Below are 20508 nucleotides of genomic sequence, written 5' to 3' on the forward strand. Positions count from 1 at the left end.
ATCCCTAATCCCCAATCCCCAATCCCTGCGGCGCGCGGAGCGTCCCGCCCATGACCACGCCCTTGCGTCGCCGGCTGCGGCTGGCGCGGCGCGGCGCGTGGTATGCCGTCGCTGCCGCGCTGGTGCTGCTGGCCCTGGTGGCGGGTGCGGTGAGCCGGCTGCTGCCGCTGGCCGAGCAGCATCCCGACCGGGTGGCGGCCTGGCTGGCGGAGCGGGCGGGGCGGCCGGTGGCCTTCGACCGGCTGCGCACCGACTGGACGCGACGCGGGCCGCTGTTGCGCTTCGACGGCCTGCGGATCGGCGCGGGCGAGGATGCGGTGCGGATCGGCGCCGCCGAAATGCTGGTCTCCCAGTACGCGGGGTTGCTGCCGGGCCGGGCCTTCACCGAGCTGCGCCTGCGCGGCCTGCAGCTGACCCTGGAGCGCGCCGACGACGGGCGCTGGCAGGTGCGCGGCCTGCCGGGCGCGGATCGGGCCGATGGCGATCCACTGGCCGTGCTCGAGCGGCTCGGCGAGCTGCAGGTCATCGGCGGCCGCCTGGGCGTGCATGCGCCCGGGCTGGGGCTGGACGCGACCCTGCCGCGCATCGACCTGCGCCTGCAGGTGGACGGCGCGCGCGTGCGCGCGGCGGCCCGCGCCTGGATGGACGCGTCCGCCCCGCCGTTGGACCTGGCGCTGGATCTCGACCGCCATGAGGGCGACGGCCGGGCCTACGCCGCGGCCCTGCGCGCCGACCTGGAGGCCTGGGCCCCGCTGCTGCAGGCGGCGGGAGCCAGCGTCCAGTCCGGCCAGGGGCGCGCCCAGCTGTGGCTGCAACTGCAGGGCATGCGCGTGACCGCAGCGACGCTCGACGCCGCGCTGACCGGTGTCGGACTGCGCGGTGCGGCCCTGGCCGGAGCGCGCGAGCCGCCGAGCCGCGCGTTCGAGCGCGTGGAGGCGCGCGCGCGCTGGCGCCAGACCGGGGAGGGCTGGCGGCTGGACGCGCCGCTGCTGCGTCTGGGCGAGGCGGGTGCGCCGCAGGTGCTCGATGGCCTGGCCGCGACCGGCGGCGGCGGGCGCTTCGCCCTGCGCGCAGGGGAGATCGATGCCGGCCCGCTGCTGGCCCTGCTGGCCTTGGGCGACCGCCTCGATCCGGGGCTGCGGAACTGGCTGCTCGCTGCCGCGCCCCAGGCCGGGATCCAGGCGCTCGAACTGGCGCGCGACGAGCGCGGCCGCCTGCAGGCCCGCGCCAGCGTGCAGGCGCTGCGTTTCGACAGCGTGGCCGATACCCCCGGACTCGACGGGCTCGCGGGCACGCTCTCGGGCGACGCCCAGGGGTTCCGTTTCGTACCCGATGCCGACGCCGTCGTGCGCTTCCACTGGCCGTCAGGCTTCGGTGAGCCGCATCCGGTGACCCTGCGCGGCGATGTGGTGGGCTGGCGCGAGGGCGAAGGCCTGCGGATCGGCACGCCGTCGCTGCGCCTGCAGGGCGACGCCTACGCAGCCGACGTGCGCGGCGGAATCTGGTTCCAGAACGACGGCACGCGCCCGGTGCTGGACCTGGCGGCCACGCTCGACGATGCGCAGATACCCGTTGCCCGCCGCTTCTGGGTGCGCCACCTGATGCCCGATTCCGCCGAGCGCTGGCTGGACGAGGCGCTGGTCGCCGGCACCGTGCGAGACGGCCAGGCGGTCCTGCGCGGCGACCTGGACGACTGGCCTTTCAGTACCCGCCAGGACCGTCAGCACCATGGGATCTTCCATGCCCAGGCGCGGCTGCAGGATGCCACCGTGCGCTTCCAGCAGACGTGGCCGGCGCTGGAGCAGCTCGATGCGGAGGTGGCCTTCGTCAACGACGGCTTCAGGGTGCAGGGTGCGGGCGAGATCGCCGGAGTGGAAGTGCGCGACCTGCAGGCGCGCCTGGACCATTACTCGCAGGCGTCGCTCCAGGTGCGGGCGCGCCCGGCCGGCGATGCCGGCGACGTGCTGGCGCTGCTGCGGCGCAGTCCGCTGCGCGTTGGCATCGAGGACACGCTCGACAGCCTGTCCGCGTCCGGGCCGCTGGCCGCGACTTTCGCCCTCTCGCTGCCGCTGGACGGCAGCGGCGCCGCCCCGGCCGTCGACGGCGAGGTCGACCTGCGCGGGGTGGCCCTGGGCGACGCGCGCTGGCAGCTCGAGCTGCAGCGGGTGCGTGGCGTGGCGCGCTACGACCGGCACGGCTTCCGCGGCGACGGCCTGGCGGCGGCGCGCGACGGGCGCCCGGCGACGCTCTCGCTGCGTGCCGGACGCGGCCATGTGCGCGATGCCGGGGCGGCGTTCGAGGCCGAGCTCGAGGCGCCGCTGTCCACCGACGAACTCTTGCGGCAGGCGCCACGCCTGGCCTGGCTGGCGCCGCACATGGAGGGTCGGTCGCAGTGGCGGGTCGGGGTGACGGTGCCGCGCAGCGGGCGCGCCGGCGCGGCCGTGGCCACCCGGCTGCAGTTGCGCTCGGACCTCGTCGGCACCGCGCTGGACCTGCCCGAACCGCTGCGCAAGCCGGCCGCGGAGCTGTTGCCGACCACCGTCACCGCGACCCTGCCGATGGAGGATGCGGACATCGCGGTGGCGGTGGGCAACCGCCTCGCGCTGCGTGCCCGCGCCGGCCCCGCAGGCACGGGCATCCGCGTGCAGCTGGGCGCTTCGGCAGTGCGCGAGCCACCGCCCGCGAACGGGCTGGTGGTGGCGGGTCGCACTCCGGAACTGGATCTGCTCGGCTGGACCGGCCTGGCCGGTGGCGATAGCGGCGAGGATGGCGTGGCCCTGCGCGGCATCGACGTGGACGTCGCCGCCCTGCGTCTGCTGGGCACCCGGTTCGCCGAGACCCGCGTGCAGGTCTCGCAGGATGCGGCGCTGACCCACGTCCACTTCGACGGGCCGGCGCTGGCCGGGACGCTGCAGGTCCCGCGCGGGCCGCGCGGCGCGGTCGACGGCCGTTTCGCCCGCCTGCACTGGCAGCCCGGTGCGCTGCTGTCGACGTCGTCCGGTGCGGTTGCCGCGGCCGACGCGGGCGCGACGCCGGCGCCAGGCCCGGCAGGGCGCGTCGCGGAGACGGAAGTGGACCCCTCGCAGGTGCCGCCGCTGCAACTGCAGGTGGATGATTTCCGTTTCGGTATCCTGGCCCTGGGCGCGCTCGAGCTGCGGACCCGTCCCACCGCGAGCGGCCTGGAAATCGAACGGCTGCAGACCCGGGCCGACAGCCAGCGCCTGGACGCGGGCGGCAGCTGGACGGGTCGCGGCGCAGCCGCGCGCACCCAGCTGCGCGTGGATGCCGACAGCCGCGATTTCGGCGAGCTGATGGCTGGCCTGGGCTTCGGCAACAGCATCGACGGCGGCGAGGGGCGCCTGCGCTTCCAGGCCGAATGGCCGCGCAGCCCGGGCGATTTCGCATTGGGCGCGGTGCGCGGCGAACTGTCGGTGGCGATCGCCGATGGTCGGCTGGTGGAGGTCGAGCCCGGCGCCGGGCGCGTGCTGGGCCTGCTCGGCGTCGCGCAGCTGCCTCGGCGGCTGATGCTCGACTTCCGCGACTTCTTCTCCAAGGGCTTCGCGTTCGACCGGATCGACGGCACCGTGCAGTTCGCGGGCGGTACCGCGCGCAGCGACGAGCTGGCGATCGACGGCCCGGCGGCCGAGATCCGCATGCGCGGTCGCAGCGACCTGCGCGAGCAGACCCACGACCAGACCATCGAAGTGCACCCGCGCACCGGCAACCTCCTGCCCGCGGTCGGCGCGATCGCCGGCGGCCCGGTCGGGGCGGCGGTCGGCGCGGTGGCCAATGCCGTGCTCAAGCGCCCGCTCGGCGAGATGAACGCCCGCACCTATCGCGTGACCGGACCGTGGAAGGATCCGAAGGTCGAGGTGGTCGAGGCCGCGTCGACGCCGCAGGCTGCCGCCGGCCGGCCACCGCATATCCACTGAGGCTTCACGGCCCGGGGCTTGCGCTCGGCGTCGCAGCCCCCAGACTGCGCGCATGGAAAACACCGAATCCGCACTGACCCTCGCCCAGTCGCGCCTGTTGCTGCCGGCCGGCCTCGACGCACCGCAGCTGGAGCGCATGTTCGGCACCCTGCTGGGGCCGGGCATCGATTTCGGCGATCTCTACTTCCAGCACAGCCGGCGCGAAAGCTGGAGCGTGGAGGACGGCATCGTCAAGGATGGCGCGCACTCGATCGAACAGGGGGTCGGGGTGCGCGCGATCAGCGGCGAGAAGACCGGATTCGCATATTCCGACGACATCAACGGCGACGCCCTGCTGGAAGCCGCGCATTCGGCGCGTGCCATCGCGCGCGACGGCGCCACGCGCCTGCCGCAGGGCCTGGCGGTGGCGCGTCGCGGCACGGGCGGCCTGTATCCGGCCGCCGATCCGGTCGATGCGATGGACAATGCCGACAAGGTCGAAGCCTTGCGCCGCGTCGACCGCGTGCTGCGCGCGGCCGATCCGCGCGTGAAGCAGGTGGTCGTCAGCCTGACCGGCGGCGTGGACACGGTGCTGGTCGCGCGCAGCGACGGGATCCTGGCCGGCGACGTGCGCCCGCTGGTCCGGCTCAACGTGCAGGTGATCGTCGAGCAGGGCGGCCGCCGCGAGAGCGGCTATGCCGGCTACGGCGGACGCTACGGCTACGACGTGCTGCTGGGCGGCGGCCGGCCGGAGGAGTTCGCGCGCGAGGCGCTGCGCCAGGCCCTGGTCAACCTCGAGGCCATCGACGCGCCCGCCGGCAACATGCCCGTGGTGCTGGGCAACGGCTGGCCGGGCGTGCTGCTGCACGAGGCCGTGGGCCACGGTCTGGAGGGCGACTTCAACCGCAAGGGCACCAGCACCTACGCCGGTCGTATGGGCCAGCGCGTGGCCGCGCCAGGCGTGACCATCGTCGACGACGGCACGCTCGACGGCCGTCGCGGCTCGCTCAACGTCGACGACGAGGGCATGCCCACCCAGTGCACCACCCTGATCGAGGACGGCGTGCTCACCGGCTACATGCAGGATTCGCTCAACGCGCGCCTGATGGGCGTGGCGCCGACCGGCAACGGGCGCCGCGAATCGTTCGCGCACCTGGTGATGCCGCGGATGACCAATACCTACATGCTGGCCGGCACGCACGAGCGCGAGGAAATGATCCGTTCGGTGAAGAAGGGCCTGTATGCGGTCAACTTCGGCGGTGGCCAGGTCGACATCACCAGCGGCAAGTACGTGTTCTCCGCCACCGAGGCCTACCTGATCGAGGATGGTCGCATCACCGCGCCGGTGAAGGGCGCGACCCTGATCGGCAACGGGCCGGAAACCATGCAGCGAGTGAGCATGATCGGAAACGACCTGGCGCTGGACGAGGGCGTGGGCACCTGCGGCAAGGACGGCCAGAGCGTGCCGGTCGGTGTCGGCCAGCCCTCGCTGCTGGTGTCGCAGATCACCGTGGGCGGAACCAGGGCCTGAGCGCCGTGACAGGTGCGCAGGAAGCGGCGGGTTCGCCGGCGCGCCCGCGCGCCGCGCGGGCACGGCCTGCCTCAGTCGTCTTCGGCTGCCGCGCCGTCCCCGTCGCCGGACGCTTCGCCGCCGGCAATGGTCAGCAGGTCGCGGATTTCGCGGAACAGGTCGCGGAACGCCCGCGGCGGCTTGTTGCGCGCACGCTCGTCCAGTGCGTTGCGCACCAGTTGGCGCAGCTTCTGCCGGTCGGCCTGCGGGAATTCCGCCAGCAGTTCGCCCAGCGCGGCATCGCCTTCGTCCAGCAGCCGCTCGCGCCAGCGCTCGGCGCGATGCAGCAGGGCGGTTTCCTGCCGCGCCGCTTCGCCGCCGGCATCGAGCGCGTCGCGGATCGCGTCCAGCACCTCGTCGTCCTCGCGCCGCATCTGCTTGGCCAGGAAGGCCAGCTGGCGCTTGCGCGCGATGTGCGAGCTGATCCGCCGCGCCTCGGCGACGTGCGGCAGCAGGTGCTCGGGCAACGGCAGCTTCGCCAGCCGGCCCGGCTCCAGTTCCGCCAGCGTTCCGGCCAGCGCCAGCACATCCAGCGCCTCGCGGCGCTGCTGGCTGCGGCTGGGCGACAGGAAGTCGCCGGTCTCTTCGTCCTTTCCTCTCATCGCATCAGGATAAGCCATTGAACAGCGTTGCCGTGCCCGTGAACGAAGACGACAGCCCCGAGCGGCTGCAGCGCCTGGAGGGACTGGCCGCGCGCCTGCTCGAGGCCTGCCGTGCGCAGGGCGCCAGCCAGGCGGAGGTCTCGTGCTCGGAAGAGCGCGGGCTGAGCGTGGGCGTGCGCATGGGCGAGGTCGAGACGGTCGAATCCACGCGCGACCGCGGCATCGGCGTGACCGTGTATTTCGGCCAGCGCAAGGGCAGCGCCAGCACTGCCGACCTGCGCGAGTCCAGTCTCGAGGCGACGGTGGCGCAGGCCTGCGCCATCGCGCGGTTCACCGAGGACGATCCGGCTGCCGGCCTGGCCGACGCCGGGCTGATGGCGCGCCCCGGTCCCGCGGGCTGGCCGGACTTCGACGACTGGCATCCCTGGGCGCTCGATGCCGACCGTGCGGTGGACCTGGCCTTGGCCTGCGAGGCGGCCGGCCGCGAGGCCGACCCGCGCATCGGCAATTCCGACGGCGCCTCGGTCAGTTCCAGCGCGTCGCTGAGCGTGTACGCCAACTCGCATGGCTTCGTCGGCAGCGAGCGCGGTACGCACCACAGCATCGGTTGTGCGCTGATCGCGGGCAGCGGCGATGACATGCAGCGCGATGGCTGGTACAGCTTCGCCCTGGCGGCGGATGATCTGGAGGCGCCGGCGTCGATCGGTCGCAAGGCGGCGCAGCGTGCGCTGGCGCGGCTGCAACCCAGGCCGGTTCCCACCGGCGAGTACCCGGTGCTGTTCCAGGCCGAGGTCGCGCGTTCGCTCGTCGGCCACCTGCTCGGCGCCGTCTCGGGCGGCGCGCTGTACCGGCGCGCCAGCTTCCTGCTCGACAGCGCCGGCACGCGCCTGTTCCCCGACTGGTTCTGCATCCATGAGGATCCGTTCCTGCGGCGCGGCATGCGCTCGGCCGCCTGGGACAGCGAAGGCGTGGCCACCCGCGCATCGGCCCTGGTTGAGGGCGGGGTGCTGCAGCGCTACGTGCTGGGCAGCTATTCGGCGCGCAAGCTGGGGCTCCAGAGCACCGGCAACGCCGGCGGCGTGCACAACGTGCAGGTCGGCGCCAACGCGGGCGGCTTCGATGCGCTACTCTCGGGCATGGGCCGCGGCCTGGTGGTGACCGAACTGATGGGCCAGGGCGTCAACACCGTCACCGGCGACTATTCGCGCGGTGCGGCGGGTTTCTTTGTCGAAAATGGCGAGATCGCCTACCCGGTGGACGGCATCACCATCGCCGGCAACCTGCGCGGGATGTTCGAGTCCATCGAGGCGGTGGGCAGCGATGTCGACCCGCGTTCGCACATCCGCAGCGGGTCGATCCTGCTGGGACGGATGACGGTAGCGGGCTCGGATTGACGGTATGCTTGGCCGCGGCCGCGCAGGGGAGCGTTCGGCGTGACGCGGCCATCGATCCAGCCCACCCACCAGCCAGGGGAGACGACATGAGCGACACCAATCCGGTCCACGGCGGCGCCAGCCAGGACGACCGCACCATTGCGATGCTGACCCACCTGTCGGGGATCATCCTCGGCTTCATCGTGCCGCTGGTGGTGTGGCTGATCAACAAGGACAAGAGCGACCGGGGCTTTCTCATCAGCCAGTCCAAGGAAGCGCTGAACTTCCAGATCACCCTGCTGTTCGGCTACATCATCGGCATGGTGCTTTCGATCATCCTGATCGGCGCGCTGCTGAACTTCCTGCTGTGGATCGTCTGCATCATCTTCAGCGTCATCGCCGGACTGGCCGCGAACAGGGGCGAGCACTATCGCTATCCGTTCGCCATCCGCCTGATCAACTGATCGGGCGGGCCGCGCTGCGGGAAACCGTTCCCGCGGCGCGGCGGTTCGCTGCGCCCTAGTGCTTCAGTTGGGTTGAGTTCGGCGCCTGCGGGCGCAACATCGTTCCCGTGCCGGACTGTTTCCGGCGGGAGGCGGACGATGACTGCCATCACTGACCGTGACAACGCGTCGCTGGCCGAGCGCCAGTGGGCGGCGGGAGTCCATGCAGGCGCCCTGGTCCTGGCGCTGCTCACCAGCTGGACCGCCGGCTTTGCCGGCATGCTTGCCGCCGGCGCGATCTACCTGCTCAAGCGCGACGACTCGCCCTTCGTCGCCGCCCACGCGCGCGAGGCGTTCAATTTCAACCTGAGCATGTTCCTGTACGCCTGCGCGGTGTGCGTGATCGGCGTGTTGCTGCTGGGCGCCACGGTGCTGACCCTGGGCCTCGGCCTGATCCTCACCCTGCCGGCGGGCATGCTGCTGCTGGTGGCCGTGGGCGCGATCGCGGTGATGTGGCTGGTCTGCGGCGTGATCGCCGCGGTCAGGGCCTGGAATGGCGAGGAATACCGCTATCCGCTGACGCTGCGCCTGCTCTGAGCGGGTGCAGGCGGGCGCGCCGCCCGCCTCAGTGATCGCGTTCGATGGCGTGACGCGCCAGTGCGGCCAGCGCGGCGGTGTCGCCGGGCAGGCCCTGCAGTGCCTGCGCCATCTGTCGGGCCAGCGCATCCAGACGGGCGCGCGAGGCCTCGGCACCGAGGAGGGCGGGGAAGGTGGCCTTGTCCTGGGCGATGTCCTTGCCGGCGGTCTTGCCCAGCGTGGCGCTGTCGCCTTCGATGTCGAGCAGGTCGTCGCGGATCTGGAAGGCCAGCCCGAGCGCCTGCGCGAACGCGTCCAGCGTGGTGCGCGCGGTCGGCTCCGCGTCGGCCGCCATCGCACCCAGGCGCAGGGCGGCGCGCAGCAGGGCGCCTGTCTTGAGCGCATGCAGCCGCTCCAGCGCGTCCAGCGGGATCGCGCTGCCGGTGGCGGCCAGGTCGAAGGCCTGGCCGCCGCACATGCCGGCGGCACCGGCGGCGCCCGCCAGCTCGGCGAGCATCGCCACGCGCGCGGCGTCGGGCACCGGTGCCGCGGCGAGCAGGGTGAACGCCAGCGACTGCAGCGCGTCGCCGGCCAGGATCGCGGTGGCTTCGTCGAAGGCGACGTGCACGGTGGGCTGCCCGCGGCGCAGGGCATCGTCGTCCATGGCCGGCAGGTCGTCGTGCACCAGCGAATAGGCGTGGACCAGTTCCACCGCGGCGGCGGCCGCGTCCAGTTGCGCGCTGTCCGCGCCGCAGGCCTGGCCGGTGGCGTAGGTCAGCAGCGGGCGCATGCGCTTGCCGCCGAGCAGCGCCGCATGGCGCATGGCGGCGAGCAGGCGCGGCTCGGTCCGGCCCTCGAGTGCGTCGAATGCGGCCGCGAGGGTGGCGTCGGTGCGACGGCGCCAGTCGGCGAGGCGGGCCTGGAGCTCAGGCCCGCCCGGATCAGGCCTCGCCATCGAGGCCGGGGAAGGGTTCGACGCGTTCGGGCGCGTCGGGGTCTGCGAGCAGGCGCACCCGCAGTTCGGCCTGTTCCAGGGCCTGCTGGCAGTGGCGGTACAGGCCCACGCCGCGCTCGTAGGCGGCGAGGGATTCCTCCAGGCTCATCTCGCCGTGTTCCATCTTCTCCACCAGCTGTTCGAGCTGGTCGAGCGAGGATTCGAAATCGGCCACGGGAGAGGCGCTTGCGTTGCTGGTATCGGCTTTCTGGCCCATGCGTGCAGTGTAAGCCAGCCGCCCGCGGCCGGCATGGCCGGAATGCTCAGTCCCGGTCGCGCCAGCGCAGGCTCCGGCAGGTCCGGCGCAACCAGGCGTCGAACCGCGCCGACAGCGCGACATCGCCCGCGGCAAGCAGGGCACCCTGGCGGTCGAACAGCAGCGGCAGCCGGGTACGGCACCAGGGCGGCACGCCCAGGTCCTGCAGCACGTGCTTGAGCGCGTGCGAATGCCGGCGCCCGGGCAGGGTGATGCGTTCGCCGCCTTGGCGCGGTCGCACCACGAACGCGGGCGCGTCCGCCTCGGCCGAAACGTCGCAGGTCTCGCGGGGGCCCATCGCTGGCGTCAGGACCAGTTCGCCGCCGTTCCAGCGCAATGGCGCACGGCCGTCCCAGTCCTGCGGCATGGCATCGGCGGGCGGAGGCTGCGTGCCGGCGTGGAGCAGGGCGCGCCAGCGGCGGATCGTGGCGCCGTGCCAGGCGAACTCCGCGCGCACGTCCGGGCCTTCGGCCAGCAGCGGAGCGAGTGCGGCCATGGCGCAGGAGGGCAGCGGCGGCAGGCCGGTCTCGCCGATCCAGCGGCGCAGCACGCGTGCGCGCCGCGGGGCCGGCAGCGCGGCCAGCGGCGCGACGTGCAGGCAGCGCGGGTCGACCGTGCGCACTGTGGCCAGCGCCTGCGCGTCGCCTTCGTCCAGCAGCGCCGCCGCTTCACGCTGCAGCTCTGCGGCGCGCGCGAAGGCCGCGTCGGCCTGCGGCCAGCGCGCCTGCAGCAGCGGCATCACGCGGTGGCGCAGGAAGTTGCGGTCGTGCGCGTCGCCAGCGTTGGACGGGTCCTCGATCCAGCGCAGCCCATGCCGCTGCGCATGCGCCAGCAGCGCAGCGCGCGGCAGTTCGAGCAGCGGACGCCACATCCAGCCAGGCCCGAAGCGCCGCCATGCACGCATCGCCGCAAGGCCGTCGGTCCCGGAAGCGCGCAATGCGCGCAGGAGGAAGGTCTCGGCCTGGTCGTCGCGATGGTGGGCCAGGGCGAGGATCGCGTCGTCGGCGAGCGCGCCGGCGAAGGCGGCGTGGCGCGCCGCACGCGCGGCGGCCTCGAGGCCGTGGCCGCTGTCGCGCGCCACGCGGACGCGCACCACGTCCAGATGCACGTCCAGGTCGCGACAGGCATGCGTGCAGTGCCGCGCCCAGGCATCGGCCTCCGGATGCAGGCCATGGTGGACGTGGACGGCGCGCAGCCCGCGTCGGCGCAGGTCGCCGTCCGCGGCGAGCAGATGCAGCAGGACGGTGGAGTCCAGCCCGCCGCTGTAGCCCAGCAGCAGCGCGCCTCGCCCCGGCGGAGCGGGGAGCGCGATCGGGATCGCGCGGGGCGTGCCGGGCTCGGATCGGGTCACCGCATCCCCCTGTGGATCGCGCCGTCGCCGGCGCCTGGCTCAGGCGTTCTCGTAGGCGCCGTAGCCGCGCAGGCGCCTATAGCGGGCGGCGACCAGTTCATCCAGCGGCAGCTGTTCGAGTGCGTCGAGCTCGTTCATCAACACCGTCTTGAGCCGGATCGCGGTCTGGCGCGGATTGCGGTGGGCGCCGCCGATGGGCTCGCGCACCACCTTGTCCACCAGCCCCAGGCCGCGCAGGCGGCGCGCGGTCAGGCCCAGTTGCTCGGCGGCGTCGCGCGCCTTGGCCGCGTCCTTCCACAGGATCGAGGCGCAGCCCTCGGGCGAGATCACCGAGTAGGTGCTGTACTCGAGCATGATGGTGCGGTCGCCGACGCCGATCGCCAGCGCGCCGCCGGAGCCGCCCTCGCCGATCACCGTGCAGATGATCGGGGTCTTGAGCTCGGCCATCTCCATCAGGTTGCGGGCGATGGCCTCGGACTGGCCGCGCTCCTCCGCGCCGATGCCGGGATAGGCGCCGGGCGTGTCGATGAAGGTCAGCAGCGGCAGCCGGAAGCGCTCGGCCATCTTCATCAGGCGCAGCGCCTTGCGGTAGCCCTCCGGGCGCGGCATGCCGAAGTTGCGGCGCACCTTGGACTTGGTGTCGCGGCCCTTCTGGTGGCCGATGATCACCACGGCGCGGCCATTGATGCGGCCCAGGCCGCCCACGATCGCCGCGTCGTCGGCATAGGCGCGGTCGCCGGCCAGTTCCTCGAACTCGTCGCAGAACACCTTGATGTAGTCCAGCGTGTACGGACGCATCGGGTGCCGCGCCAGCTGCGAGACCTGCCAGGGGCTGAGGTCGCGGAAGATATGCGCGGTACGCTTGCGCAGCTTGTCCTGCAGCGCGTGGATCTCGGTGTCGATGTTGACCGCCGGGCCGTTGCTGGCCTGGCGCAGTTCGTGGATCTTGGCCTCGAGGTCCGCGATCGGCTGTTCGAAGTCGAGGTAGTTGGGATTCATGCCCGGGACTGCTGCAGGGAAGCGGAAAGTCTAGCCGACTGGACCCCGGGCCACCGTACCGGGGCGTCCGGAACGTATGGTCGCCCGGCCTCAGCCGACCCAGGGGCGCTGCAGCGACAGCCGCACCTGGCGTACGCCGGGCAGGCTGCGCAGGGTGGACGGCAGGTCCGCCGCCACGCGCACGCCGTGGGCGCCGTTCACGTCCAGCTTGCCGGTCGAACCCGAGGGCAGCAGCAGCTCGTAGCGCAGCGGGGTGCTGCCGGGCCGGTGCTGGGCGAACAGCGACTCCACCCGCTCCAGCGCGCCGGCCACGCGCAAGTCCAGGCGCAGCGACAGGCCCTGCGCGTTCTGCGCGCAGACCTGCTCGAAATCCCAGCAGCGCCGGGCGCGCAGGGCGAAGCCGCCGCTGAACTCGTCCTCGCGCAGTCCGCCCTCGATCACCAGGATGCGGTCGCGCGTGAGCAGGGAGGCGTAGCTGAAGTACTCCTCGGCGAAGAACGCGCATTCCAGCCGTCCGCGCCCGTCCTCGATCTGCACGAAGGCCTGCGAATCGCCGCGCTTGCGCATCGCCAGCACCTGGCCGGCGACGACCACCGTGGTCTCCGGGCGCCAGCCGCGCGACTCCGACTCCGAGCGCCCGGCCCAGAGCTGGTCGAGCTGGCCGAGGTCGTGGCCGACCAGGCCCTTGAGTTCGGCGCGATAGGGATCGAGCGGATGGCCGCTGAGGTAATGGCCCAGCGTGTCGCGTTCGCCGTCGAGCTTCTGCTTGAGCGGCCACTCGTCGCAGGTCGGCAGCTCGATCTGGATGTCGGCCTCGCCGCCGCCGCCGAACATGTCGAACATGCCCGCGGCGCGGTTGCGCGCGATCTGGTCGGTGGCCTTGAGCACCTCGGGCAGCTGCAGCATCAGCGAGGCGCGGTTGCCCGCCAGCGCGTCCAGCGCGCCGGCCTGGATCAGCGCCTCGAGCGTGCGCCGGTTGAGCCGCCCCGAATCGACGCGCTTGCAGAACTCGTACAGGTCGGCATAACCGCCGCCACGCGCCTCGATGATCGCCTCGCAGGCGCCGCGGCCCACGCCCTTCACCGCGCCCAGGCCATAGCGGATGGTGGTGCGGCGACCCTGCGCGTCCTCGTCGCCTTCGATGGCCTCGAACATGTAGGCCGAGGCGTTGACGTCCGGCGGCAGCACGGTCAGGCCCATGGCCTTGGCTTCGTTGAGGAAGCCGACCACCTTGTCGGTGTTGTCCATGTCCGAGGACATCACCGCGGCCATGAACTCGGCCGGGTAGTGCACCTTCAACCACGCGGTCTGGTAGGCCACCAGCGCGTAGGCGGCCGAGTGCGACTTGTTGAAGCCGTACTCGGCGAACTTCTCCATCAGGTCGAAGATCTGGGTCGCGGTCTTCGCGTCGACCCCGTTCGCCGCCGCGCCCGTCTCGAACTTGGCGCGCTCCTTGGCCATCTCCTCGGGCTTCTTCTTGCCCATCGCGCGGCGCAGCAGGTCGGCGCCGCCCAGCGAATAGCCGGCCAGGACCTGGGCGATCTGCATCACCTGTTCCTGGTAGACGATCACGCCGTAGGTCGGCTTGAGCACCGGCTCCAGCGCCGGGTGCGGATAGCTCACCTCGGCGATGCCGTGCTTGCGGTCGCACCATTCCTTGTCCATCCCCGAGCTCAGCGGCCCGGGGCGGAACAGCGCCGCCAGCGCGATGATGTCTTCGAAGGTATCGGGCTTGGCGCGCTTGAGCAGCTCGCGCATGCCGCGCGATTCGAACTGGAAGACCGCGACCGTGTCGCCGCGCGCCATCAGCTCGTAGCTGGCCTTGTCGTCCAGCGGCAGTGCGCCGATATCGAGCAGTTCCTCGCCCCGGGCCGCGCGGCGCGCGTTGATCGCCTTCACCGCCCAGTCGATGATGGTCAGCGTGCGCAGGCCGAGGAAGTCGAACTTCACCAGGCCGACGGCTTCCACGTCGTCCTTGTCGAACTGGGTGACCGGGTTGCGGCCGCGCCCGCCCTCGTCGTGTTCGGCGAACAGCGGGCAGAAGTCCGATAGCGGCGAAGGCGCGATCACCACGCCGCCGGCGTGCTTGCCGGCGTTGCGGGTCAGGTCCTCGAGCTGCAGCGCGAGGTCGACCAGGTCGCGGACCTCGTCCTCCTCCTCGTAGCGCTGCTTGAACTCGGCCACGACATAGCTGCTGTCCTTCTGCGAGCGCTTGCTGCGCCCGATCGCGTCCTCCAGCGACAGCGGATCGGCCGGCTGCAGCGGGATCAGCTTCGACAGCCCGTCGACGAAGCCATAGGGGTGGCCCAGCACGCGGCCGGCGTCGCGCAGCACCGCCTTGGCGGCCATGGTGCCGTAAGTGATGATCTGGCTGACGCGGTCGCGGCCGTACTTGGCGGCGACGTAGTCGATCACCTCGTCGCGCCGGTCCATGCAGAAGTCGATGTCGAAGTCGGGCATCGACACGCGTTCGGGGTTGAGGAAGCGCTCGAACAGCAGGTCGTAGGGCAGCGGGTCGAGGTCGGTGATCTCCAGTGCCCAGGCCACCAGCGAGCCGGCGCCCGAACCGCGGCCCGGCCCGACCGGGATCCCGTGTTCCTTGGCCCACTTGATGAAGTCCGAGACGATCAGGAAGTAGCCCGGGAACCCCATCTTGATGATGACGCCCAGCTCGACGTCGAGCCGCTCGAAGTAGCTTTCGCGGGTATGGCCCGGCGCCAGCGGATACTTGGCCAGGCGTCGCTCCAGGCCCTCGCGCGCCTGCACGGTGATCCAGGTGTCGAGCGTCTCGTCGTCCGGCACCGGGTAGGCGGGCAGGTAGTACGTGCCCAGCCGCAGCTCGAGGTTGCAGCGCTGCGCCAGCGCGACCGTGTTGTCGATCGCGTCGGGAACGTCCGCGAACAGCGCGGCCATCTCCTCGCTGGACTTGAGGTACTGGCCCGGCGCGTAGTCCTTCGGCCGCTTGGGGTCGTCCAGCACGCGCCCGGAGGCGATGCATACGCGCGCCTCGTGGGCCTCGAAGCCGTCGGCGTCCAGGAAGCGCACGTCGTTGCTGGCCAGCACGGGGATGCCGCGCGCGGACGAGGCCTGCAGCGCGAAACCGTTGAAGTCGTCCTCGCCCGGCAGGCCGCAACGGGTCAGTTCGAGGAAGCAGTCCTCGCCATAGACGCGCTGCAGGTCGGCCAGGGCCTGGCCGGCGAGGTCGTCGCGGCCGCCGGCCAGCTGCTGGCCGGCGAGGCTGTGGCGTCCCGCCAGGGCAAACAGCCCGGTGGCGTCGTCGGCCAGCCATTCCGGGCGGACCACCACGCCGTCGTTGCGATGGCCCTGCATCCAGGCCCGGCTGAGCAGGCGGGAGAGCGACAGGTAGCCGTCGTGATCGCGGACCAGCAGGGTCAGGAGCCAGGCCGGCTCGTTGCCGTCGGCGACCAGCACGTCGGCGCCGGCCAACGGCTTGATCCCCGCGCCTTCCGCCGCCCGGTAGAACTTCACCAGTGAAAACAGGTTGTTGCGATCGGTGATCGCGACCGACGGCTGCCCGAGCGCGGCACAGCGCTTGACCAGATCCGGAATCCGGATCGTGGAGTCGGCCAGCGAGTACTCGCTGCGGAGATGGAGATGGACGAAGCGGGACATCGCAGCGGGGCCAGGCGGGCAGGGGCAGGGTAGGTGCGGGAGACGGGCGGAACAAGGCTTGACACCCCCTCCGCGGCCCGCCCCGCAGCGCCGCGCCCGGGTCCGGCGACGGGGGAACCAGGTCCGGGTCTTGCCCGCACGCAGGCGGGATCGCCGAAACGGTGACATCCGCAACCTGGTTTGCCATCGCCTGGCGATCCCGGCACTCTTGATAGCGCTATCACGCCGTACCGCTCCACAGCCGCCGGTCATCGGCCAGACGGGAGGAACATGGTCCAGCCAGCAGCCATCAGTGCGGACGGCAGCGCGCGCGCGCGCCTGCGCTTTCGCGAGAAGGCCGGCTACGGCATCGGCGACTTCGGCTTCAACCTGTACTGGGCCAACATCTCGGCCTTCCTGCTGATCTTCTATACCGACGTGATGGGCCTGGCCGCGGCCGCGGTCGGCACGATGATGCTGGTGACCAAGATCATCGATGCGATCACCGACCCGCTGATCGGTGCGCTGGCCGACCGGACCCGCACCCGCTGGGGCCGGTTCCGTCCCTACATGCTGTGGGGCGCGCTGCCGCTGGCCGTCACCGGCGTACTGACCTGGACCGTTCCCGACCTCGACCAGGGCGGCAAGCTGCTCTGGGCCTACGCCAGCTTCAGCCTGATGATGCTGGCCTACACCGTGCTGTCGATGCCGTACTCGGCGCTCTCGGGGGTGATGACCGCCGACAGCCAGCAGCGCACCACCCTGATCAGCTTCCGCTTCATCGCCGCGTTCGCCGGCACCACCCTGGTGAGCTGGCTGACGCTGGACCTGGTGCAATGGCTGGGGCGCGGCGACGAGGCACTGGGCTGGCAGCTGACCCTGGCGCTGTACGGCGTGATCGCCACGGCCACCTTCGCCACCGTGTTCCTGAGCACGCGCGAGCGCATCGCGCCCTCGCCGACGCAGCGCAGCGCGGTCCGCCAGGACATCGTCGACCTGCTGCACAACCGGCCCTGGCTTGTGCTGTTCGTGCTGGCGCTGGTGATCATGGTGACGATCGTGATGCGTAGCGGCTCGCTGGTGTACTACCTCAAGTACTACGTCGGACAACCCGGACTCACCGGCACCTTCCTCGGCATCTATTCGGTCGCGCTGGCGGTGGGCGCCGCGCTGACTCCGCTGATGACGCGCTACGTGGACAAGCGGCGCCTGATGATGTGGCTGATGGCGGCCGTGGGCGTGCTCAGCTGCGCCATGTACCTGGTGCCGCCCGACCAGATCTGGCTGCTGCTGGGCATCAATACCCTGATCGGCCTGCTGCTGGGGCCGAAGTCGCCACTGGCGTTCTCGATGTACGCCGACTGCGCCGATTACACCGAATGGAAGACCGGCCGCCGCGCCACCGCGATGACCTTCTCGGCCGCGACCTTCTCGCAGAAGCTGGGCGGCGCGCTGGCCTCGGCGCTGATCGCCTGGGTGCTGGCGGGTCTGGGCTACGTGGCCAACGAAGCGCAGAGCGACGCTTCCCGCCAAGGTATCGCCCTGCTGCTGACGGTCATTCCCGGCGCCGTGGCGCTGATGGCGGCCTGGGTGATGCGGTTCTATCCGCTCGACGATCGCGCGCTGGAGCAAGTGCAGGCCGAATTGCAGGCGCGGCGGGAACCGGCCGCGTGAGCGCGTCGCCGTGCGAGTTCGAGGACGGCGGCCGGCGCTGCGTGCTGACCAGCCCCACGGCGATGCCCCAGGCCTCCACCTTCCTGTGGAACCGGCGCATGCTGCTGCAGCTCAACTGCCGCGGCTACGCGACCGCGCAGTTCATGCAGCCGGAGCCGGCCAAGTATGCGCATGCCCCGGCGCTGGAGGCGAAAACCTTCATGCAGCCCGAGCAGCCGTACTACGCCCACCACCCCGGCCGCTTCTGCTACGTCAAGGACGAGGACAGCGGCGCGCTGTTCTCCGCGCCGCACGCGCCCGTCAACCGCGTGCCCGACAGCTTCCGCTTCTCAGTGGGCGCCGCGGACGTGGCCTGGACCGTGCGGTGCGACGACATCGAGGTGGAGCTGGCGGTGTGCCTGCCGCCGGACGAGGTGGCCGAACTGTGGACGCTGCGCGTGCGCAATGTCTCCGGACGGGCGCGGCGGCTGAGCCTGTACCCCTACTTCCCGGTCGGTTACATGTCGTGGATGAACCAGTCCGCTCGCTATCGCACGGACCTCGGCGGCATCGTTTGCGACAGCGTCACGCCGTACCAGAAGGTCGAGGACTGGTTCCGGCAGCGCGACTTCAAGGACCGCACCGTGCTGCTGCACGACCGCGTTCCCGATGGCTGGGAGGCCAACCAGGCCGCGTTCGAAGGTGCCGGCGGACTGCACGCGCCCGACGCGGTGATGGCAGGGTCGCTCGCCGGCGGCGATGCGCTGTACGAAACCCCGGTGGCCGCGCTGCAGTACCGCATCGCGCTCGAGGATGGGGCGCAGGAGACGTTCCGCTTCGTCTTCGCGCCGGCGAAGGACGATGGCGAGGTCGCGGCATTGCGCCGGCGCTACCTCGCGGCGGAAAGCTTCACGGCCGCGTCCGCCGCGTCCGCCAAGCGGCTGGAGCAGGCGCGCGGCTGCATCGAGATCGAAACGCCCGATCCCTGGTTCGACGCATTCGCCAACCACTGGCTGCCGCGCCAGGTCTACTACCACGGCGATTCGAACCGGCTCACCACCGACCCGCAGACGCGCAACTACCTGCAGGACCAGATGGGCATGGCCTACCTGGAGCCGGCGGTCGCGCGCGCGGCCTTCCTGCTCGCCTTGTCCCAGCAGGAAGCCAGCGGCGCCATGCCCGACGGCATCCTGCTGGCCGAGGGTGCGCAGCTGAAGTACATCAACCAGGTGCCGCACACCGATCACTGCGTCTGGCTGCCGATCTGCCTGCAGGCCTACCTCGACGAGACCGGCGACGATGCACTGCTCGATGTGCCCGTCGCCGATGCCGCCGGGCAGGTCGCAACCGTCTCCGCGCGCATCGACCGCGCGATGGAATGGCTGCTCGCCCAACGCGACGCGCGTGGCCTGAACTGGATCGCGCAGGGCGACTGGTGCGATCCGATGAACATGGTCGGATGGAAAGGGCGCGGCGTGTCCGGCTGGCTGTCGCTGGCCAGCGCCCATGCGCTGGACCTGTGGGCGGGCATCTGCGAACGCGGTGGCCGCCAGGAACAGGCGCTGGCGTTCCGCGAAGGCGCGGCATCGTTCAATGCGGCGGTCGATGCGCATCTCTGGGATGGCGACTGGTATGCGCGCGGCATCACCGACGAGGGTGATGTGTTCGGCGGCGCGCATGATGCCGAAGGCCGCATCTATCTCAATCCCCAGAGCTGGGCGATGCTCAGCGGCGCCGCGGACCCGGCGCGACGGCAGCGGATGATCGCCGCCGTGGAAGCAGAACTGGCCTCGCCGCACGGCATGGCGATGCTCGGGCCGCCGTACACCCGCATGCGCGAGGATGTCGGCAGGCTGACCCAGAAGTTCCCCGGCTCGGCCGAGAACGGCGCCGTCTACAACCACGCCGCGGCGTTCTGGATGCATGCCCTTTATGGCGCAGGGGAAGCCGATCGCGCCTGGTGGACCCTGCGCACGATGCTCACCGGCCCGGATGCGGACGAGTGTCGCCAGCGCGGGCAGTTGCCGGTATTCGTGCCCAACTACTACCGTGGCGCATGGCGGCTGCATCCGCGTACCGCTGGGCGCTCCAGCCAGCTGTTCAACACCGGTACGGCCGCCTGGCTGTACCGCTGCATCGTGGAATCCCTGCTGGGCCTGCGGGGCGACGGCGACGGGTTGCGCATCCAGCCGCAGCTGCCGTCGCACTGGCCGCGCGCGCGCGCGCGCCGGCGTTTCCGCGGCGCCGAGTTCGAGGTCGAAATCGTGCGCATGGCCGGCATCGGCTCGCAGCGCATCGTCCTGGATGGCAGGCCACTGGCTGGCAACCGCATCGCGGGCATCGAGCCGGGCCGTCGTTACGAGGTGCGCGTGGAGCTGCCCGCGTGAGCGCGCCAAAGGCCAGCGTCGCGGTGGTGATGGGCGTGTCGGGCAGCGGCAAGACCACGATCGCTCGCGCGCTGGCGGACGCCTGGCCGGCCACGTTCCTCGACGCCGACGATTTCCACAGTCCCCAGGCCCGCGCGCACATGGCCAGCGGCCGTCCGTTGACCGATGAGATGCGCGTGCCCTGGGTGGAGCGGATCGCCGCCGATCTCCAGCGCCGGGTCGCGGACGGCGAGCGGGTTGCGCTGGCCTTCTCCGGCCTGCGCCGACGCCACCGCGACATGCTGCGCGAGACGGGCCTCTCGCTGCGTTTCGTATTCCTGCAGGGCGAACGCGATCTGGTCGCCACGCGCATGGCCGAGCGGGTGGGCCACTACATGCCGGTGGCCCTGCTCGACAGCCAGTTCGCCGCGCTGGAAACGCCGTCCGGCGAGCCGGACGTGTTCGCGATCGGTATCCAGCTCCCGCCGGCGCGCATCCTGAATCAGGCGCTCGCGGCCCTGGGGTGAGCCGCGCGCCGCTTGGGTGCGCGATTCGTCGTTCGCCCCGCGGGGGAGGGTGACAGCCGGTCTGCACCGGCCTATCATTCGCGCCCCGCACGCAGGTCCTCCGGCCGATGAACGGTTCTCGGGAACGACTTTTCACAAGGCGTTGACGAATTCGAAAAGCGCGCTAGGATATGCGGCTCCCTTCGACGAAACGCCCACTTCGGGCCGGACTTGAAGGGAGGTCGAGACCCCTCACGGGGTGTTGACGAAGCGAGAAGGCCGTGACAGAATGTGCG

The 20508-nt window shown here is 71.6% G+C and carries 14 protein-coding genes; 8 read left to right on the top strand and 6 right to left on the bottom strand.

Annotation, left to right across the window (positions count from 1 at the left end):
- Nucleotides 1-50: 50 nt before the first annotated feature.
- Both ACQYVW_RS16850 and tldD read left to right on the top strand, forming a co-directional pair.
- Entirely contained in the window at nucleotides 51-3932 is a 3882-nt protein-coding gene (locus ACQYVW_RS16850) for a YhdP family protein (RefSeq protein ID WP_434947794.1), read from the top strand.
- A gap of 52 nt (nucleotides 3933-3984) precedes the next feature.
- Nucleotides 3985-5442, top strand: coding sequence for a metalloprotease TldD (gene tldD / locus ACQYVW_RS16855; protein ID WP_434947795.1), 1458 nt, complete (start codon nucleotides 3985-3987; stop codon nucleotides 5440-5442).
- Nucleotides 5443-5513: 71 nt separating this feature from the next.
- Here the strand turns inward: tldD and yjgA are convergent, their stop codons facing one another.
- Nucleotides 5514-6083, bottom strand: a complete 570-nt coding sequence (gene yjgA, locus ACQYVW_RS16860) for a ribosome biogenesis factor YjgA (RefSeq protein WP_434947796.1) — start codon at nucleotides 6081-6083, stop codon at nucleotides 5514-5516.
- 17 nt (nucleotides 6084-6100) lie between these two features.
- Here yjgA and pmbA point away from each other — a divergent pair, with 17 nt between their 5' ends.
- The 3 genes from pmbA (at nucleotide 6101) to ACQYVW_RS16875 (ending at nucleotide 8496) form a co-directional block, all read left to right on the top strand.
- Entirely contained in the window at nucleotides 6101-7477 is a 1377-nt protein-coding gene (gene pmbA / locus ACQYVW_RS16865; RefSeq protein ID WP_434947797.1) for a metalloprotease PmbA, read from the top strand.
- Nucleotides 7478-7563: 86 nt separating this feature from the next.
- On the top strand, nucleotides 7564-7920 hold the full coding sequence (locus ACQYVW_RS16870) for a DUF4870 domain-containing protein (protein WP_434947798.1): 357 nt from the start codon (nucleotides 7564-7566) through the stop codon (nucleotides 7918-7920).
- A gap of 138 nt (nucleotides 7921-8058) precedes the next feature.
- Nucleotides 8059-8496: a DUF4870 domain-containing protein gene (locus ACQYVW_RS16875; RefSeq protein WP_434947799.1), complete on the top strand. Its 438-nt coding sequence runs from the start codon at nucleotides 8059-8061 to the stop codon at nucleotides 8494-8496.
- Between the two features lie 28 nt (nucleotides 8497-8524).
- Here the strand turns inward: ACQYVW_RS16875 and ACQYVW_RS16880 are convergent, their stop codons facing one another.
- The 5 genes from ACQYVW_RS16880 to dnaE form a co-directional block, all read right to left on the bottom strand.
- A complete protein-coding gene (locus ACQYVW_RS16880) occupies nucleotides 8525-9430 on the bottom strand; it encodes a polyprenyl synthetase family protein (protein ID WP_434947800.1) in 906 nt (301 codons plus the stop codon).
- Nucleotides 9417-9686, bottom strand: a complete 270-nt coding sequence (locus ACQYVW_RS16885; protein WP_434947801.1) for an exodeoxyribonuclease VII small subunit — start codon at nucleotides 9684-9686, stop codon at nucleotides 9417-9419. The genes ACQYVW_RS16880 and ACQYVW_RS16885 overlap by 14 nt, the downstream gene beginning before the upstream one ends.
- Before the next feature lie 46 nt (nucleotides 9687-9732).
- Nucleotides 9733-11076, bottom strand: a complete 1344-nt coding sequence (gene tilS / locus ACQYVW_RS16890; RefSeq protein WP_434947802.1) for a tRNA lysidine(34) synthetase TilS — start codon at nucleotides 11074-11076, stop codon at nucleotides 9733-9735.
- A 39-nt stretch (nucleotides 11077-11115) separates the two neighbouring features.
- Nucleotides 11116-12075 (bottom strand): acetyl-CoA carboxylase carboxyltransferase subunit alpha, encoded by a 960-nt coding sequence (locus ACQYVW_RS16895; protein ID WP_434947803.1) that lies wholly within the window; start codon nucleotides 12073-12075, stop codon nucleotides 11116-11118.
- Nucleotides 12076-12165: 90 nt separating this feature from the next.
- Nucleotides 12166-15708, bottom strand: a complete 3543-nt coding sequence (dnaE, locus tag ACQYVW_RS16900; RefSeq protein ID WP_434947804.1) for a DNA polymerase III subunit alpha — start codon at nucleotides 15706-15708, stop codon at nucleotides 12166-12168.
- A gap of 270 nt (nucleotides 15709-15978) precedes the next feature.
- Between dnaE and ACQYVW_RS16905 the strand changes: the two genes are divergently transcribed.
- The 3 genes from ACQYVW_RS16905 (at nucleotide 15979) to ACQYVW_RS16915 (ending at nucleotide 20233) form a co-directional block, all read left to right on the top strand.
- Nucleotides 15979-17361: an MFS transporter gene (locus tag ACQYVW_RS16905; protein WP_434947805.1), complete on the top strand. Its 1383-nt coding sequence runs from the start codon at nucleotides 15979-15981 to the stop codon at nucleotides 17359-17361.
- Between the two features lie 62 nt (nucleotides 17362-17423).
- Nucleotides 17424-19727 (top strand): GH36-type glycosyl hydrolase domain-containing protein, encoded by a 2304-nt coding sequence (locus tag ACQYVW_RS16910; RefSeq protein WP_434947811.1) that lies wholly within the window; start codon nucleotides 17424-17426, stop codon nucleotides 19725-19727.
- On the top strand, nucleotides 19724-20233 hold the full coding sequence (locus ACQYVW_RS16915) for a gluconokinase (RefSeq protein WP_434935812.1): 510 nt from the start codon (nucleotides 19724-19726) through the stop codon (nucleotides 20231-20233). Before ACQYVW_RS16910 ends, ACQYVW_RS16915 begins: the two co-directional genes overlap by 4 nt.
- Nucleotides 20234-20508 lie beyond the last annotated feature (275 nt).

Origin of the sequence: Luteimonas campi (assembly GCF_051162505.1) — a bacterium.
In the GTDB taxonomy this organism is placed as follows: domain Bacteria; phylum Pseudomonadota; class Gammaproteobacteria; order Xanthomonadales; family Xanthomonadaceae; genus Luteimonas.

Excerpts from the sequence above, each read along its gene's own strand:
- ACQYVW_RS16875 (WP_434947799.1), top strand. The coding sequence starts at position 8,059 with ATGACTGCCATCACTGACCGTGACAACGCGTCGCTGGCCGAGCGCCAG.
- ACQYVW_RS16895 (WP_434947803.1), bottom strand. The coding sequence starts at position 12,075 with ATGAATCCCAACTACCTCGACTTCGAACAGCCGATCGCGGACCTCGAG.
- ACQYVW_RS16850 (WP_434947794.1), top strand. The coding sequence starts at position 51 with ATGACCACGCCCTTGCGTCGCCGGCTGCGGCTGGCGCGGCGCGGCGCG.
- ACQYVW_RS16870 (WP_434947798.1), top strand. The coding sequence starts at position 7,564 with ATGAGCGACACCAATCCGGTCCACGGCGGCGCCAGCCAGGACGACCGC.
- ACQYVW_RS16905 (WP_434947805.1), top strand. The coding sequence starts at position 15,979 with ATGGTCCAGCCAGCAGCCATCAGTGCGGACGGCAGCGCGCGCGCGCGC.
- ACQYVW_RS16885 (WP_434947801.1), bottom strand. The coding sequence starts at position 9,686 with ATGGGCCAGAAAGCCGATACCAGCAACGCAAGCGCCTCTCCCGTGGCC.
- ACQYVW_RS16910 (WP_434947811.1), top strand. The coding sequence starts at position 17,424 with ATGCCCCAGGCCTCCACCTTCCTGTGGAACCGGCGCATGCTGCTGCAG.
- yjgA (WP_434947796.1), bottom strand. The coding sequence starts at position 6,083 with ATGAGAGGAAAGGACGAAGAGACCGGCGACTTCCTGTCGCCCAGCCGC.
- dnaE (WP_434947804.1), bottom strand. The coding sequence starts at position 15,708 with ATGTCCCGCTTCGTCCATCTCCATCTCCGCAGCGAGTACTCGCTGGCC.
- tldD (WP_434947795.1), top strand. The coding sequence starts at position 3,985 with ATGGAAAACACCGAATCCGCACTGACCCTCGCCCAGTCGCGCCTGTTG.
- ACQYVW_RS16880 (WP_434947800.1), bottom strand. The coding sequence starts at position 9,430 with ATGGCGAGGCCTGATCCGGGCGGGCCTGAGCTCCAGGCCCGCCTCGCC.